13 protein-coding genes are annotated in these 15,035 nt (G+C 72.2%); 2 read left to right on the plus strand and 11 right to left on the minus strand.

Translation table 11 applies throughout. The features are described from left to right. Positions 1 to 74: 74 nt before the first annotated feature. Positions 75 to 761, minus strand: a complete 687-nt coding sequence (rpe, locus tag CA983_RS05485) for a ribulose-phosphate 3-epimerase (protein ID WP_037769158.1) — start codon at positions 759 to 761, stop codon at positions 75 to 77. Between the two features lie 14 nt (positions 762 to 775). Here rpe and CA983_RS05490 point away from each other — a divergent pair, with 14 nt between their 5' ends. Continuing rightward, positions 776 to 2,968, plus strand: a complete 2,193-nt coding sequence (locus tag CA983_RS05490; RefSeq protein ID WP_086599749.1) for an MMPL family transporter — start codon at positions 776 to 778, stop codon at positions 2,966 to 2,968. Here CA983_RS05490 and CA983_RS05495 read toward each other — a convergent pair. Together CA983_RS05495 and fmt are read right to left on the minus strand one after the other, a co-directional pair. Further along, on the minus strand, positions 2,949 to 4,376 hold the full coding sequence (locus CA983_RS05495) for an RsmB/NOP family class I SAM-dependent RNA methyltransferase (RefSeq protein ID WP_086599750.1): 1,428 nt from the start codon (positions 4,374 to 4,376) through the stop codon (positions 2,949 to 2,951). The two genes, CA983_RS05490 and CA983_RS05495, sit on opposite strands and share 20 nt — an antisense overlap. Before the next feature lie 78 nt (positions 4,377 to 4,454). Beyond that, positions 4,455 to 5,387 carry a methionyl-tRNA formyltransferase gene (fmt, locus tag CA983_RS05500; protein WP_086599751.1) on the minus strand — a complete coding sequence of 311 codons (933 nt, stop codon included), beginning with the start codon at positions 5,385 to 5,387 and terminating at the stop codon, positions 4,455 to 4,457. A 318-nt stretch (positions 5,388 to 5,705) separates the two neighbouring features. Between fmt and CA983_RS05505 the strand changes: the two genes are divergently transcribed. Continuing rightward, a complete protein-coding gene (locus tag CA983_RS05505; RefSeq protein WP_086599752.1) occupies positions 5,706 to 6,251 on the plus strand; it encodes a hypothetical protein in 546 nt (181 codons plus the stop codon). Between the two features lie 146 nt (positions 6,252 to 6,397). On the opposite strand, the gene CA983_RS05510 is transcribed toward CA983_RS05505, so the two are convergent. The 8 genes from CA983_RS05510 to CA983_RS05545 form a co-directional block, all read right to left on the minus strand. Further along, a complete protein-coding gene (locus CA983_RS05510) occupies positions 6,398 to 8,545 on the minus strand; it encodes a primosomal protein N' (protein ID WP_086599753.1) in 2,148 nt (715 codons plus the stop codon). Between the two features lie 171 nt (positions 8,546 to 8,716). Continuing rightward, positions 8,717 to 9,925, minus strand: a complete 1,209-nt coding sequence (metK, locus tag CA983_RS05515; protein WP_086599754.1) for a methionine adenosyltransferase — start codon at positions 9,923 to 9,925, stop codon at positions 8,717 to 8,719. 238 nt (positions 9,926 to 10,163) lie between these two features. Beyond that, positions 10,164 to 11,366, minus strand: a complete 1,203-nt coding sequence (gene coaBC / locus CA983_RS05520) for a bifunctional phosphopantothenoylcysteine decarboxylase/phosphopantothenate--cysteine ligase CoaBC (protein ID WP_107500201.1) — start codon at positions 11,364 to 11,366, stop codon at positions 10,164 to 10,166. Positions 11,367 to 11,480: 114 nt separating this feature from the next. Further along, the gene (gene rpoZ / locus CA983_RS05525) at positions 11,481 to 11,753 is read right to left on the minus strand and encodes a DNA-directed RNA polymerase subunit omega (RefSeq protein WP_003988945.1); all 273 of its coding nucleotides are present in this window, start codon (positions 11,751 to 11,753) and stop codon (positions 11,481 to 11,483) included. Positions 11,754 to 11,824: 71 nt separating this feature from the next. Further along, positions 11,825 to 12,418 (minus strand): guanylate kinase, encoded by a 594-nt coding sequence (gmk, locus tag CA983_RS05530; protein ID WP_086599756.1) that lies wholly within the window; start codon positions 12,416 to 12,418, stop codon positions 11,825 to 11,827. 58 nt (positions 12,419 to 12,476) lie between these two features. Beyond that, on the minus strand, positions 12,477 to 12,800 hold the full coding sequence (locus CA983_RS05535; protein WP_003977346.1) for an integration host factor: 324 nt from the start codon (positions 12,798 to 12,800) through the stop codon (positions 12,477 to 12,479). 277 nt (positions 12,801 to 13,077) lie between these two features. Then, on the minus strand, positions 13,078 to 13,923 hold the full coding sequence (gene pyrF, locus CA983_RS05540; RefSeq protein WP_086599757.1) for an orotidine-5'-phosphate decarboxylase: 846 nt from the start codon (positions 13,921 to 13,923) through the stop codon (positions 13,078 to 13,080). Continuing rightward, a complete protein-coding gene (locus tag CA983_RS05545; RefSeq protein WP_086599758.1) occupies positions 13,920 to 15,026 on the minus strand; it encodes a quinone-dependent dihydroorotate dehydrogenase in 1,107 nt (368 codons plus the stop codon). The genes pyrF and CA983_RS05545 overlap by 4 nt, the downstream gene beginning before the upstream one ends. Positions 15,027 to 15,035 lie beyond the last annotated feature (9 nt).

Below are 15,035 nucleotides of genomic sequence, written 5' to 3' on the forward strand. Positions count from 1 at the left end.
TGGATTCGCCGTTCATCCTTGCAGATCCGGCGCGGATGATCAGCCCTGATGAGAGCCGTTCACTTTGCTGTGGCTCAGTGGTCGCAGGCCCAGGAGGCCTTGGCCGTGGTCGCCTCCGCCTGCGTGCGTAGTGCACGTACCGCCTCTGCCGGGTCGTTCGCCCCGTAGACCGCCGATCCGGCCACGAAGACGTCGGCTCCGGCGTCCGCGCACCGCTCGATGGTGGAGGCGGAGACTCCGCCGTCGACCTGGAGCCAGAGCTCCAGACCGTGCTTGCTGATCAACTCGCGGGTGCGGCGAATCTTGGGAAGCATGATGTCGAGGAAGGCCTGTCCCCCGAAGCCCGGTTCGACCGTCATGATCAGCAGCATGTCGAGCTCGGGGAGCAGGTCCTCGTACGGCTCGATGGGGGTCGCGGGCTTCAGCGCCATGGAGGCGCGGGCGCCCTTGGCGCGGATCTCCCGGGCGAGCCGGACCGGTGCGGCGGCCGCCTCGACATGGAAGGTGACGGAACCGGCCCCCGCTTCGACGTACTGGGGCGCCCACCGATCGGGGGCCTCGATCATCAGATGGCAGTCCAGGGGAGTGTCCGTCGCACGCGCGAGCGACTCCACGACCGGCACACCGAGCGTGAGGTTCGGGACGAAATGGTTGTCCATGACGTCGACGTGGAGCCAGTCGGCTCCCTCCACGGCCTTCGCCTCGTCCGCGAGGCGGGCGAAGTCGGCGGAGAGGATGCTGGGGTTGATCTGCACGGCCATGTCCTAAGACTGCCATGCCCTCCGGGGGTTGTGGGCATCGGTCCCGGGTCGCAGTGGGGGTTGCCGTGAAACAGGGCGTCGCGCACCTCGTCTGCGGGCGGCGGGCCAAGTGGCTGGTGCTGGTGCTGTGGGTGGTGGTGCTGTTCGTCGCCGCGCCGTTCGCCATGAAGCTCACCGACGCGCAGGACAACGACGCGTCGTCCTGGCTGCCGGGGTCCGCGGAGTCGACGCAGGTGCTGGAGATCTCCGAGGACTTCCGGCCGGAGCAGATCCCGGCGATCGTGATCTACGCCCGGGACGGCGGGCTGACGGCCCAGGACCGGGCTCAGATCGCCGAGGACGTGCGGCAGCTCAAGGAGTTGCGTGACCACGGCATCCGGGGCGCGGAGACCCGGGGACCGGTCTTCGACCGGCCGGACGATCCGCGGGCGGCGCAGGTCTTCGTGCCGATCACGATGGACGAGGAGGGCTGGGAGCGGATCTCGCCCGCCGTCGACTCCATCCGTGACGACGTCGGCGAGGGCGGCGGCGGCCTGGCCGTGCATATCACGGGCCCGGGCGGCACGTCGGCGGACTTCGCGGAGGCCTTCGAGGGCATCGACTCGACGCTGCTGTTCTCGGCGATGACCGTCGTCATCGTCATGCTGCTCATCACGTACCGCAGCCTGACCCTGCTGCTGGTCCCCCTGGTCTCGGTGGTCTGCGCGCTGTTCGCCTCCCAGGCGCTGATCTACCTGCTGGCCGAGCACGCGGGCCTGACGGTCAACGGCCAGAGCGCCGGCATCCTCACGGTGCTGGTCTTCGGCGCGGGGACGGACTACGCCCTGTTGCTGGTCGCCCGCTACCGGGAGGAGCTGCGCCGGCACGAGGACCGGCACGAGGCGATGGCCCTGGCGCTGCACCGCGCGGGCCCCGCGGTGCTCGCCTCCGGCGCGACGGTCGTGCTGAGCATGCTGGTGCTGCTGGCCGCCGAGATGAACTCCACGCGCGGCCTGGGCCCGGTGGCCGCGATCGGCGTCGCGGTCGCCCTGCTGGCGATGATGAGCCTCTTCCCCGCCCTGCTGGTGATCTTCGGCCGGTGGATCTTCTGGCCGGTGATCCCGCACTACGGCACGCCCGACCCGACCGAGCGCGGCATCTGGGCGCGCATGGGCCGCCGTATCGCCCGCCGCCCGCGCATGACCTGGGCCGTCACGGCACTGGCTCTGGCGGTCTGTTCGCTGGGCCTGATCCAGCTGCGCGCGGAGGGCATCGGCAACGCGGACGCGTTCACCGGGAAACCGGACTCGATCACCGGCCAGGAGGTCTCGGCGCGCTACTTCCCGGCGGGCAGCGGCGATCCCCTGGTCATCATCAGCAACCAGGCGCAGGCCGAGCAGGTCGGCCGCGCGGTGGCGGCGACGCAGGGCGTGGTACCCCAGTCCCTCGGGCTGCCGCCCGGCACCAAACCGGCCTTCGAGGGCAAGGTCCTGTTCGAGGCCACCATGACCGCCCCGGCGGACAGCGAGGCCGCCAAGGAGACGGTGGAGCGGGTGCGGGGCACCGTGCACGCGGTGCCGGACGCCGACGCCCAGGTGGGCGGCGGTACGGCGGCCCTGCTCGACATGGACGAGGCGACCACGCACGACAACATGCTGATCATCCCGCTGGTGCTGGTGGTCGTCCTGCTGATCCTGTGCGTCCTGCTGCGCGCCCTGATCGCCCCGCTGCTGCTGGTCGGGACGGTGATCCTGTCGTTCGCGGCGGCCCTCGGCATCAGCGCGCTCGTGTTCCGGTACGTCTTCGACTACGCGGGCGAGGCGACGGACTTCCCGCTGTTCGTCTTCGTCTTCCTGGTCGCCCTGGGCATCGACTACAACATCTTCCTCACCACACGCATCCGCGAGGAGGCGGCCCGCCAGGGCACCAGAGCGGGCGTGGTCACCGGGCTCGCCACCACCGGAGCGGTCATCACCTCCGCCGGCCTGGTCCTGGCCGGCACCTTCGCCGCCCTCGGCACCCTCCCGATGGTCGCCTTCGCCGAGATCGGCTTCGCGGTCGCCCTCGGCGTCCTCATCGACACGTTCATCGTGCGCTCGGTGCTGGTGACGTCTCTGTTCCTGGACGTGGGCCCGAAGGTGTGGTGGCCGCACCGGCTGGCCAAGGAGGACGGCGGTGCGGCGGCCCGGGAGAGCGTCGGAGCGGGGGTCAGCCGGTCCGGCGAATGAGGGCCAGGTACATCGCGTCGGTCCCGTGCAGATGCGGCCACAGCTGCACATCGGGCCCCTCTCCCAGGTCCGGTACGCCGGGCAGCAGCGGACGGGCGTCGAGGAGTTCGGTGTCGGGGTGCTGCTTGAGCACGTCGGCGACCACGGCCCGGGTCTCGGCGAGGTGCGGCGAGCAGGTCGCGTAGCCGACGACACCGCCGACCCGCACCGACTCCAGGGCGGTGCGCAGCAGTCCGCGCTGCAACGGCGCGAACCCCTCCAGGTCCTCCGGCCGGCGCCGCCAGCGCGCCTCGGGGCGGCGCCGCAGGGCACCGAGCCCGGTGCACGGCACGTCGACCAGCACGCGGTCGAAACTGCCGGGCCGCCACGCCGGACGCGTCCCGTCGGCGGCGATCACCTGGTACGGCCCGGGGTTCCCCGCCAGCGCCCTGGCCACGAGCCCGGCGCGGTGGGTCTGCTTCTCGGAGGCGACGAGCAGCGCGCCCCGCTGGGCCGCGAGGGCACCGAGCAGCGCGGCCTTGCCGCCGGGCCCCGCACACCCGTCCAGCCACCGCCGGTCGGGCCCGTCCAGCGGCGCGCCCGCGAGGGCGAGCGCCACGAGCTGGCTGCCCTCGTCCTGCACGCCCGCACGCCCCTCCCGCACGGCCGCGACGGCGCCCGGCTCACCGCCCTCGGTCAGCCGCACGGCATACAGCGACCAGTGCCCCGGCAGGGCGGCGTCCTCTTCCAGCAGTTCCTCGGCGGTGGCCCGCCCGGGCCGCGCCACCAGGGTCACCTCGGGCCGCTCGTTGTCGGCGCGCAGCAGGTCCTCGATGCCGGCGCGACCGCCGCCGAGGGAGTCCCACAGCGCCGACACGACCCACCGCGGATGCGAGTGGACGACGGCGAGATGCTCCTCGGGATCCGCGTCGTAGGGCGGCGCGACCCGCTCCAGCCAGCCGTCCAGGTCGTGCTGCGCGACCTTCCGCAGCACGGCGTTGACGAACTTGGCCCGCCCGTCGCCGAGCACGACCCGCGCGAGCTCGACGGTGGCGGACACGGCCGCGTGCGTCGGGATCCGCGTCCCGAGGAGCTGATGCGCGCCGAGGCTCAGCACATCGAGCACCGGCGGGTCGACCTCCCGCAGCGGCCTGTCCACGCAGGCCGAGAGCACCGCGTCGTAGGTCCCCTGCCGTCGCAGCGTCCCGTACACCAGCTCGGTGGCGAGCGCCGCGTCGCGGGTGTCGAACGTCTCGGGCCCCTCCTTCTCCCGCGCCTTGCGCAACAGCGGCGGCAGAACGAGGTTGGCGTAGGCGTCCCGCTCGTCCACAGCCCTCAGTGCCTCGAAGGCGAGGATGCGGACGGGGTCCTTCTTGGGCCGACGGTAGGGCTTGCCGGACGTACGGGGCCGACGGGGCTGGTCGCTCACGAAAAGGTGCTCCGGGTGTGAGAAGAAGTGCGCCGTCCAGCCTACGCCGCCCCGGACGTGTCGCTGTGTCAGCCCCCGTCAGCCCCCGAGCCGCTCGCCCTCGGCGATCCGCACCCCGCGTGCCCAGTCCGCCGCCCGCATCGGCTTCTTGCCCTGGGCCTGCACCCAGACCAGCTCGACGGCGTACGAGCCGGTGCCGACGTACACGTTGTTCTTCCCGGCGGAGATCTGCCCCGGGGCGAGATCCGTCCGGTCCGGCACGGGGGTGACCTGGATGAGCTTGAGCCGCTCACCGCGGAACGTGGTCCAGGCGCCGGGAGCCGGAGTGCAGCCCCGCACCATCCGGTCGACGCGCAGCGCGGGAGCGGTCCAGTCGACGCGGGCGTCCTCGACGTTGACCTTCGGGGCCAGGCTGACGCCCTCGGCCGGCTGCGGTACGGCCTTCAGCCTGCCGTCCTCGATCCCGTCCATGGTCGCCGCGAGCAGCCCGGCCCCGGCGAAGGCCAGCCGCGTCAGCAGATCCCCGCTGGTGTCGGTGGGCCTGATCTCCTCGGTGACCGTCCCGTACACCGGCCCGGAGTCGAGCCCCTCCTCGATCAGGAAGGTGGAGGCCCCGGTGATCTCGTCCCCGGCCATGATGGCGTGCTGCACGGGCGCGGCACCGCGCCAGGCCGGCAGCAGGGAGAAGTGCAGATTGACCCAGCCGTGCGTGGGGACGTCCAGGGCGACACGGGGCAGCAGGGCGCCGTAGGCGACGACGGGACAGCAGTCCGGTCCGATCTCCCGCAGCCGCTCCAGGAACTCGGGGTCCTTCGGCTTCGCGGGCTTCAGCACCTCGATCCCGGCCTCCTCCGCCCGCTCGGCGACGGGCGACRCGACGAGCCTGCGCCCCCGCCCGGCCGGCGCGTCGGGCCGCGTGACGACAGCGGCCACCTCATGCCGCTCGGAGGCGAGAAGAGCGTCCAGAGCGGGAACGGCGACCTCGGGTGTACCGGCGAAGACGAGCTTCATGGGGTGGTGGGGGCCTCTCGGACGGGGATGAACGGCGGGCGGCACACAAGTCTATGAGCCCCGCCGTGGAAAGCCGCCGACGGCGCTCGCCCCCCACCGGAGGCCGGGCCACTCGACGGAGAGTCACGGGTGGTGCGCGGGTGGGAGACAAAGGCCGAAGGCCGAGGCGCACGCCCCGCGCAAACAGGCGCACGCACATTCCCCCACGCCCCCACACCGTGACCCGCGGAGCGAATCCGCGTTGGTCAAGACAGAGTTGACCACATCGGGCCGCGATCGCGGCCCATTCCTTTCAACGCCGGTTCGAGAGGCTTGTTCATGGCCGACCACGCAACCCACGACGCCCAGGCTCGGGCCAGCCTGCACTTGCTGGTGCGGGACATCGAGCGGGTCCGCCGGCAGGTGGACGCACTGCGCACACTCACCGCCCAGCTGGGCAACGTCTACCGCCCGCGCCGCTCCGGCCCCTCCACGGGCTTCGTCGTCTACGGACGCGCCCCCGCCCCGACGGTACGTCTCGCCCAGGAGCTGCGGGACAGTGTCGAGACCCTGGTGACGGCGGCCGTGGACTTCGACCGCTCACTCGGCTTCTCGTGGGACGCGGTGGGCTCCGCGCTCGGAGTCACCAAGCAGGCGGTCCACCGCCGTTACGGCGCCCGCCGTGCCACGGCCCAGCCGGCCGCGGCCGAGGCGGAGCGCACGCCGGAGCCGTCGGGCTCCCGCCCGGTCGGTGTGAACACCGGCCTCCCCACCGTCCCGACGGTCCCGGCGGCCCGCTCCATGCCCACCCAGCCGACGGCGGGCAGCCCTGCACTCCGCGACGAGGCCAGGCCGACGGCCTTCCCCGGCCCGCGCAACGGCTGAGCGACCCTCCTGCCCCTGCCCTCCCGGAGCACCTCCGGGAGGGCAGCGACGTATCCGGACGCTGCCGTCTCTCGGCCCTGCGACCGCGTCACTGTGCCGAGGGCAGCGTCTCCGCGGACACCGCCCCGCCGGACCCCGGCAGTGGCTCACCCGATGTCAGCCGGATCGATCCGCACCCAGACAGGCTCAGCACTTCCCCGAGCCATCCGCGCGGCCTGCGCGGCCTTCAGCGCGGCGGCCAGCGCCGCGCCCTTCCCCGGCGGCACCCGGATCAGCGCCCGCTCCCACTGCTCCCCGGGCGGCGGCGCCCCCGCCCGACGCGGTCGCCCCGCTGCGGGCACGGGCAACGGCACCGGCCCCAGTACCTCGGCCTCCGCCGGCAGTTCCGCCGCACGGAGAAACTCGGCCACGGCTTCCGGCTGCCCCGACACGGCCGCCATCCGCGACACCGGCGGAAACCCCAGCTCGGCCCGCTCGGCGAGTTCCCGCACCGCATGGCCGACGGGGTCCCACCGTACGAGCGCCTGGACGGGCCGCAGGGTCGGCTCGGCCACGACCACCACCGTGCCGCCGGCCGGCTGCGGCCGGACGAGCGACCCCGCCGCGATCCACCGCCGCAACGCGTCCTCCCCGGCGCGCAGATCGGGCCGCCCGAGCATGGCCCACCCGTCCAGCAGCAGCGCCGCCGCGTACCCGCCCTCGGCGACGGGCTCGGCCCCGGGCGTACTCACCACCAGCGCGGGCGCCCCCGGCACCGTGTCGAGCACATGTTCACGCCCCGAGGTCCGCACCGGAACGGCGGGGAAGGCCCGTCCGAGCTCCTCGGCGGTCCGCCGGGCGCCCACCACCGAGGCGCGCAGCCGGAAGGCACCGCACTCCGGGCAGTGCCAGCCGCTCTCCTCACGGCCGCACCACCCGCAGCACAACGCGCCGCCGTCCCGCGTCTCCAGCGGCCCGGAGCACTGCCGGCACCGGGCGGGCGCCCGGCAGTTGGCACACGCCATGCGCGGCACGTATCCCCGCCGGGGCACCTGCACCAGCACCGGACCGTGCCGCAGGCCGTCCCTGACGACCTGCCAGGCGAGGGTCGGCAGCCGGGCGGCCCGGGCGGCCTCGTCCCGCGCGAGGTCCCCGTCCCCGACGGTGCGGACGAGCGGAGCGGCGGCGCGCACCTGCTCACGCCCGGCGACCAGCGGGCGCGCCCAACCGCTCTCGACGAGCTGCGCGGCCTCCACCGTGCAGCCCCAGCTGCCCAGCAGGAAGCCGCACTTGTCCTGGGCGGCCCGCAGCAGCAGCACCTCACGAGCGTGGGGCTGCGGGGCGTGCTGCTCGCTGTGGCTGTCGTCCCCGTCGTCCCAGATGGCCACGAGCCCGAGGTCCTGGACGGGCGCGAACATCGCGGCCCGGGTCCCGATCACGGCCCGTACGGAACCCCGCCGGACCGCGAGCCACTGCGCGTACCGCTTCTCGGGCCCCGCGTCGGCGGTGAGCACCGCGTGCCGCCCCTCCCCCAGCAGGGCGGTCAGGGCGGCGTCGACCCGCGCGACCGCCCGCCCGTCGGGCAGGACGGCGAGGGCCCCGCGACCGGAGGCCAGCGCCGCCGCGACGGACCGGGCCAACTCCTCGCTCCACTCCGGGCCGGGCAGCGCGTTCCACACGGCCCGTGGCGCACCGCCGGAGGCCAGCGATTCCAGGAAGGCCGCTCCCCGCTCGTACCGCTGCCAGGAGCCCGCCTCGGGCGCCGGGGGCGGCGGCAGCGGCGCGGGCGAGGGGCGCTGCTCGGCCCGGGCGTTGCGCGGCGGCACGGCGAGTTGCAGGACGTCGGCGAGGCTGCCCGCGTACCGGTCGGCGACCGCCCGGGCCAGGCCCAGCAGTTCCTCGCTCAGCACGCGCTCGGGCGACACGACCTGGGCGAGGGCGGCCAGCGGCCCGGAGTAGTCGGACTCGGGCAGCCGCTCGACGAGGAACCCGTCGATCAGGCCGCCGCCCTCGCGCCGCCCTTCCCGCACCCGGTGCCGCCCGGCCCCGAAGCGCACCCGCACCCGCACGCCCGGCTGGGCCTGCTCGTCCAGCTCCTCGGGCACGGCGTAGTCGAAGTACCGGTCGAGATGGAGCACGCCCTTGTCGACGAGCACCCGCGCGACGGGCAGGTCCTTGGCGAGCGCGGCCCCCCGCCAGGTCCGCGGCTTGGCCCGGGGCGTCTTCGCCTTCCGCACACTCTCCCGGATGAGCGCGAGCTGCTCGGGCGGCGCACCCTCCGCGCCGCCGCCCGCCTGTTCGTTCTCGCTGCTCACGCTTGCATTCTTACCAAACGCCACTGACATCCGGCGGCACCCGAGTACCCGTCCTGCCCGGACACCGGACGGACACCGGACGCACGACGAGGCCCGGCGCCCCGAAGGGTGCCGGGCCTCGCGAGGTACCGCGACGGCGTCGGGCCTGCGGCCCGGCCGTCCTGCGGGGACTTACAGCCCCACGGCCTTGCGCAGCGCGTCCACGCGGTCCGTCCGCTCCCAGGTGAACTCGGGAAGCTCGCGGCCGAAGTGGCCGTACGCCGCCGTCTGGGAGTAGATCGGGCGGAGCAGGTCGAGGTCGCGGATGATGGCGGCCGGACGGAGGTCGAAGACCTCGTCGATCGCCTTCTCGATCTTCTCCGTGTCGACCTTGGCGGTGCCGAAGGTCTCGACGAACAGACCGACCGGCTCGGCCTTGCCGATGGCGTACGCCACCTGGACCTCGCAGCGGGTGGCGAGACCCGCGGCGACCACGTTCTTGGCGACCCAGCGCATCGCGTACGCCGCGGAGCGGTCGACCTTGGACGGGTCCTTGCCGGAGAAGGCACCGCCGCCGTGGCGGGCCATGCCGCCGTAGGTGTCGATGATGATCTTGCGGCCGGTCAGGCCGGCGTCACCCATCGGGCCGCCGATCTCGAAGCGGCCGGTGGGGTTGACCAGGAGCCGGTAGTTCTCCGTGTCGAGCTTGATGCCCTCGTCGAGCAGTGCCTTGAGCTCCGGGTCGACGACGAACTCCTTGATGTCCGGAGCCAGGAGCGAGTCCAGGTCGATGTCGGAGGCGTGCTGCGAGGAGACCACGACGGTGTCCAGGCGGACCGCCTTGTCGCCGTCGTACTCGATGGTGACCTGCGTCTTGCCGTCCGGGCGCAGGTAGGGGATGGTGCCGTTCTTGCGCACGTCGGACAGGCGCTTCGACAGGCGGTGCGCCAGGAAGATCGGCAGCGGCATCAGCGTCGGCGTCTCGTCCGTCGCGTAGCCGAACATCAGGCCCTGGTCGCCCGCGCCCTGCTTGTCGAGCTCGTCCTCGTCGCCCTCGACACGGGACTCGTAAGCCGTGTCCACGCCCTGGGCGATGTCCGGGGACTGCGCGCCGATCGACACCGAGACACCGCAGGAGGCGCCGTCGAAGCCCTTCTTCGAGGAGTCGTAGCCGATTTCGAGGATCTTGCTCCGGACCAGCGTCGCGATGTCCGCGTACGTCTTGGTCGTGACCTCGCCGGCCACGTGCACCAGGCCGGTCGTGATCAGGGTTTCGACGGCGACCCGAGAGGTCGGGTCCTCGCGGAGCAGCGCGTCGAGAATGGTGTCGCTGATCTGGTCAGCGATCTTGTCGGGGTGACCCTCGGTCACGGACTCCGAGGTGAACAGGCGACGGGACACAACGCTCCCTGGGGTTGCAGCGGCTGCTGGCTGATCATTTGGCGGACGGCGGGGGCTGCACCCGGCGCCGTCCGTGGAACAGCTTATCGGTCACGCTTGGGCCACGGACTCCCTGTCTCGACACTCGGAAGCGCTGTGACCTGCGGCACGGGCATTCTGCCCAATGCCGTGCTGCGTTGGCCAGAGGCGCCACGCCCCGATCGGCCGGGTTTCACGGGGGCGCAGAGGGACTGAAACATCAGCGAAGGCGCTCGGCCACCAGGTCCCAGACGGTTTCGGCCAGGGCTTCCTTGGGGCCGTGCGGCACCGCGGTCTCGCTGCCGTCGGCGCCGAGGACGACGGCCTCGTTCTCCTCGGAACCGAAGGTTCTGCTCTCCCCGACCTCGTTCACCACCAGCAGATCACAGCCCTTGCGCTTCAGTTTCGCGCGGCCGTTGGCGAGCACGTCGTCGGTCTCCGCCGCGAAGCCGACGATCACCTGTCCCGGGCGTACGCGGTCGGCGGAGATCGCCGCGAGGATGTCCGGATTCCGCACCAGGGTGATCGGCTCGGGCTCCTGGTCGTCCTTCTTCTTGATCTTCCCGGCCGCGTACACCGCCGGGCGGAAGTCCGCCACCGCCGCCGCCATGACCACCGCGTCCGCGTCGGCGGAGGCCTTCAGCACCGCCTCGCGCAGCTGCACGGCGGTGCCGACGGGGACGACGTCCACGCCGGCCGGGTCGGGCAGGGCGCTGTTGGCCGCGACCAGCGTGACGCGGGCGCCGCGGGCGGCCGCGGTGCGGGCGAGGGCGTAGCCCTGCTTGCCGGAGGAGCGGTTGCCGAGGAACCGGACGGGGTCCAGGGGCTCGCGGGTGCCGCCGGCGCTGACCACGACATGCCGGCCCTTCAGGTCCGGCTCGGTCACGCCCCGGGCCAGCACTCGGCGGCAGACCTCGAAGATCTCTCCCGGATCGGGCAGCCGGCCCTTGCCGGTGTCGACTCCGGTGAGACGGCCCACGGCCGGCTCGATGACGAGGGCGCCGCGGCGGCGCAGCGTCGCCACGTTCTCCTGGGTGGCCGGGTGCTCCCACATCTCCGTGTGCATGGCGGGGGCGAAGACGACCGGGCAGCGGGCGGTGAGCAGCGTGTTGGTGAGGAGGTCGTCGGCGAGGCCGTGGGCCGCCTTGGCGAGCATGTCGGCGGTGGCGGGGGCGACGACGACCAGGTCGGCGTGCTGTCCGATGCGGACGTGCGGGACCTCCTGCACGTCGTCCCACACCTCGGTGGAGACCGGGTTCCCGGAGAGCGCGGACCAGGTGGCGGCGCCGACGAAGTGCAGCGCGGAGGCGGTGGGCACCACGCGCACGTCATGGCCCGACTCCGTCAGCCGCCGCAGCAGCTCACAGGCCTTGTACGCGGCGATGCCGCCGCTGACCCCCAGAACGACCTTCGGCTTGTCCACGTCTCTCCCCGGACCTCGGCAACCGGCACAACGTACGACTCCATGACACACCACAGGCCCGGCAGTCGGCCTGCCGGGCCTGTGGAAAAGTCAGCGTCAAGCTGCAAATACTACTTACTGCGCCGGGCCCTCGACGGCCTCGGACGTCAGCAGCCCCGCGTTGATCTCGCGAAGGGCGATCGAGAGCGGCTTCTCGTGGACGTGGGTGTCGACGAGAGGACCGACGTACTCGAGGAGACCCTCGCCGAGCTGCGAGTAGTACGCGTTGATCTGGCGGGCCCGCTTGGCCGCGTAGATCACGAGGCTGTACTTCGAGTCGGTGGCCTCGAGGAGCTCGTCGATCGGCGGGTTGATGATGCCCTCGGGCGCGGAGATGGAAGAGGACACGCTCTACCTTCCGATGGATGGGAAAGATTCTGTCGGGGTGATCAGCGAGACCCGGAAACGATCAGCGATGGTCACACGACGCCTACCAAGGCTAGCAGCTCGCGAGCCACGTCCTCGACGGAGGTGTTGACGAGGGTCGTATCGAACTCCGGCTCGGCGGCCAGCTCGGTCTTCGCCGCCTGGAGCCGGCGCTCGATCACCTCGGGCGGTTCGGTGCCCCGCCCGGTGAGTCTGCGCACCAGCTCCTCCCAGGAGGGGGGAGCCAGGAACACCAGCTGGGCCTCGGGCATCGACTCCCGGACCAGACGGGCGCCCTGGAGGTCGATCTCGAGGAGTACGGGCTCGCCCTTCTCCAGGCGCTCCTGCACGGCCGCACGCGGCGTGCCGTAGCGGTTGCCGGCGAACTCGGCCCACTCCAGCAGTTCGCCGTTGGCGATCAGCTTGTCCATCTCGTCGTCGGTGACGAAGAAGTAGTGGACTCCGTGCTTCTCGCCGGGGCGGGGCTTGCGGGTCGTCGCCGACACCGAGAGCCAGACCTCGGGGTGTTCCTTGCGCATATGGGCGACGACCGTGCTCTTGCCGACCCCGGAGGGGCCGGAGAGCACGGTCAGCCGCGGACGTACGTCCGGGGGTACGGGGGTCGTCCCCCGGGGTGTTGCAGCCATGCAGCGATTATCCAGCAATCCCGGAGTGCCCGGGACTCGCTTCCCCGGAGTGCCCGGTTCAGGAGCCGGTGCTGCCGAACTCGCGCTCCAGGGAGGCGATCTGGTTGGAACCGAGGCCGCGCACACGACGGCTCTCGGAGATACCGAGTCGCTCCATGATCTGCTTGGCGCGGACCTTGCCCACGCCCGGGAGCGACTCGAGGAGGGCGGAGACCTTCATCTTGCCGATGACGTCGTTCTCCTGGCCCTGCTTGATGACCTCGTGAAGGGAGGCGCCGGAGTGCTTGAGTCGATTCTTGACCTCGGCCCGCTCCCGGCGAGCCGCGGCGGCCTTTTCGAGCGCGGCTGCGCGCTGTTCAGGGGTAAGGGGCGGAAGAGCCACGCCTACGTCACCTCGGATGTCGAACTGTCGGATACGGACCGGTGAGGAACCTAGTCGCCCCACACCTGGGGAGCTACGAGCAACACGCTTGCCCGTTCACTCTCGTCGGAGACTAGCGGGCAAGTCCGCCAGAGTCAGCGAGAACAGCGGAAAAGTCCTGGTCAGCCTTCATCTGAAGGGATATTTAGGACATACTGCCCCGGATTTGAGGATGTATTCAGACTCAAGCGCGCCCCGGACCACTCATCGGAGGAGTCCGGGAGAGGTCAGGAGGACGTCAGGAGGAGGTCACGGTGTGACGGATCTCCTCCGCGAAGCGCTCCGCGGCATCACGCAGCGTGACCGCGTCGGGACCGTGGCGTAGCACTCCCCGGCTGACGTTCGGCACGACATTGCGCACCGCCCTCCCGAAGACCCGGGGAAGATCGGCCGGCGTGGCCCCCTGGGCACCGATGCCGGGCGCGAGGAGCGGGCCGTTGATGTCCAGGTCGTACGACGACAGGTCACCGAGGGTCGCGCCGACGACCGCGCCGAAGGACCCCAGGGGCTCCTCCCCCGCGTTCTCGGCGGACAGGTGCGCGAGCATGGTCGCTCCGATGTTCCGGCCGTCCGACCGCACGGCGTGCTGGACCTCGCCGCCCTCCGGGTTGGAGGTCAGCGCCAGCACGAACAGCCCGGCGCCGCTCTCCCGTGCCAGCGCGACGGCCGGGCTCAGCGAGCCGTAGCCGAGGTAGGGCGAGACGGTCAGCGCGTCGGAGAACAGCGGCGCGTCCTTGTGCAGGAAGGACTCGGCGTACGCGGCCATGGTCGAGCCGATGTCGCCGCGCTTGGCGTCCATCACGACCAGTGCGCCCGCGGCCCGCGCCTCGGCCACCGACTTCTCCAGGACGGCGACGCCGCGCGAGCCGAACCGCTCGAAGAACGCGCTCTGCGGCTTGAGCACGGCGACCCGGTCGGCCAGGGCCTCGACGACCGTGCGGCTGAACCGCTCCAGGCCCGCCACGTCATCGTTCAGGCCCCACTCGGCGAGCAGGGAGGCGTGCGGGTCGATGCCGACGCAGAGCGGGCCGCGCTCGTCCATGGCGCGGCGCAGGCGGGCGCCGAAGGGTTCGAGACCACTCATGCCGTCTTCCTCACGTCGGCGCCCACCGCGTCGGCGAGCGTGGCGTACGGGCTGGTGCGCAGGCGCGCGGCGAGCCCCTTGTGGAGGTCGCGAGCGTAAAACGGCCCCTCGTAGATGAAGGCGCTGTATCCCTGGACCAGCGTGGCACCGGCCAGGATGCGCTGCCAGGCGTCCTCGGCGTTCTCGACGCCCCCGACCCCCACCAGGGTGATCCGGTCGCCCACGCGCGCGTAGAGGCGACGCAGGACCTCCAGGGAGCGTGCCTTCAGGGGCGCCCCGGACAGGCCGCCGGTCTCCTTCACCAGGGAGGGGTCGGACTTCAGACCGAGTCCCTCGCGCGCGATGGTGGTGTTCGTGGCGATGATCCCGTCCAGGCCGAGTTCCACGGCCAGGTCGGCGACGGCGTCGACGTCCTCGTCGGCGAGGTCCGGCGCGATCTTGACCAGGAGCGGGACGCGCCGCGCGGACACCGCGCGGTCGGCGGCCTCGCGCACGGCGCTCAGCAGGGGCCGCAGCGCCTGGGTGGCCTGGAGGTTGCGCAGACCGGGCGTGTTCGGGGAGGAGACGTTGACCACGAGGTAGTCGGCGTAGGGCGCCAGCCGCTCGGCAGACTTCACGTAGTCCGCGACGGCCTCCTCCTCGGGTACGACCTTGGTCTTGCCGATGTTGACGCCGACGACGGTCCTGAAGACGGGCGTCCGGGAGGCCAGGCGGGCGGCGACGCGGAGCGAGCCGTCGTTGTTGAAGCCCATGCGGTTGATCAGCGCCCGGTCCTTGACCAGCCGGAACAGCCGCTGCTTGGGATTGCCGGGCTGGGGCTCACCGGTGACCGTGCCGATCTCGACGTGGTCGAAGCCGAGCATCGCCATGCCGTCGATGCCGACGGCGTTCTTGTCGAAGCCCGCGGCGAGCCCGAAGGGGCCGTGCATGCGCAGCCCGAAGGCCTCCGTGCGCAGCTCCTTGTGGCGGGGCGCGAGGGCGGCCGCGAGGAAGGTGCGCAGCACGGGCACGCGGGCGGCCAGGCGGATCCAGCGGAAGGCGAGGTGGTGGGCCTGCTCCGGGTCCATCCGCTTGAAGAGCAGACTGAAGAAGATCTTGTACATGATGTCCTC

The organism is Streptomyces swartbergensis, from assembly GCF_002148965.1.
Taxonomy (GTDB): domain Bacteria; phylum Actinomycetota; class Actinomycetes; order Streptomycetales; family Streptomycetaceae; genus Streptomyces; species Streptomyces swartbergensis.

Bases quoted from the DNA above. Each gene is read 5' to 3' on its own strand.
- pyrF (WP_086599757.1), bottom strand. From the start codon at position 13,923: ATGAGTGGTCTCGAACCCTTCGGCGCCCGCCTGCGCCGCGCCATGGAC.
- CA983_RS05505 (WP_086599752.1), top strand. From the start codon at position 5,706: ATGGCCGACCACGCAACCCACGACGCCCAGGCTCGGGCCAGCCTGCAC.
- CA983_RS05545 (WP_086599758.1), bottom strand. From the start codon at position 15,026: ATGTACAAGATCTTCTTCAGTCTGCTCTTCAAGCGGATGGACCCGGAG.
- CA983_RS05490 (WP_086599749.1), top strand. From the start codon at position 776: ATGCCCTCCGGGGGTTGTGGGCATCGGTCCCGGGTCGCAGTGGGGGTT.
- rpe (WP_037769158.1), bottom strand. From the start codon at position 761: ATGGCCGTGCAGATCAACCCCAGCATCCTCTCCGCCGACTTCGCCCGC.
- gmk (WP_086599756.1), bottom strand. From the start codon at position 12,418: ATGGCTGCAACACCCCGGGGGACGACCCCCGTACCCCCGGACGTACGT.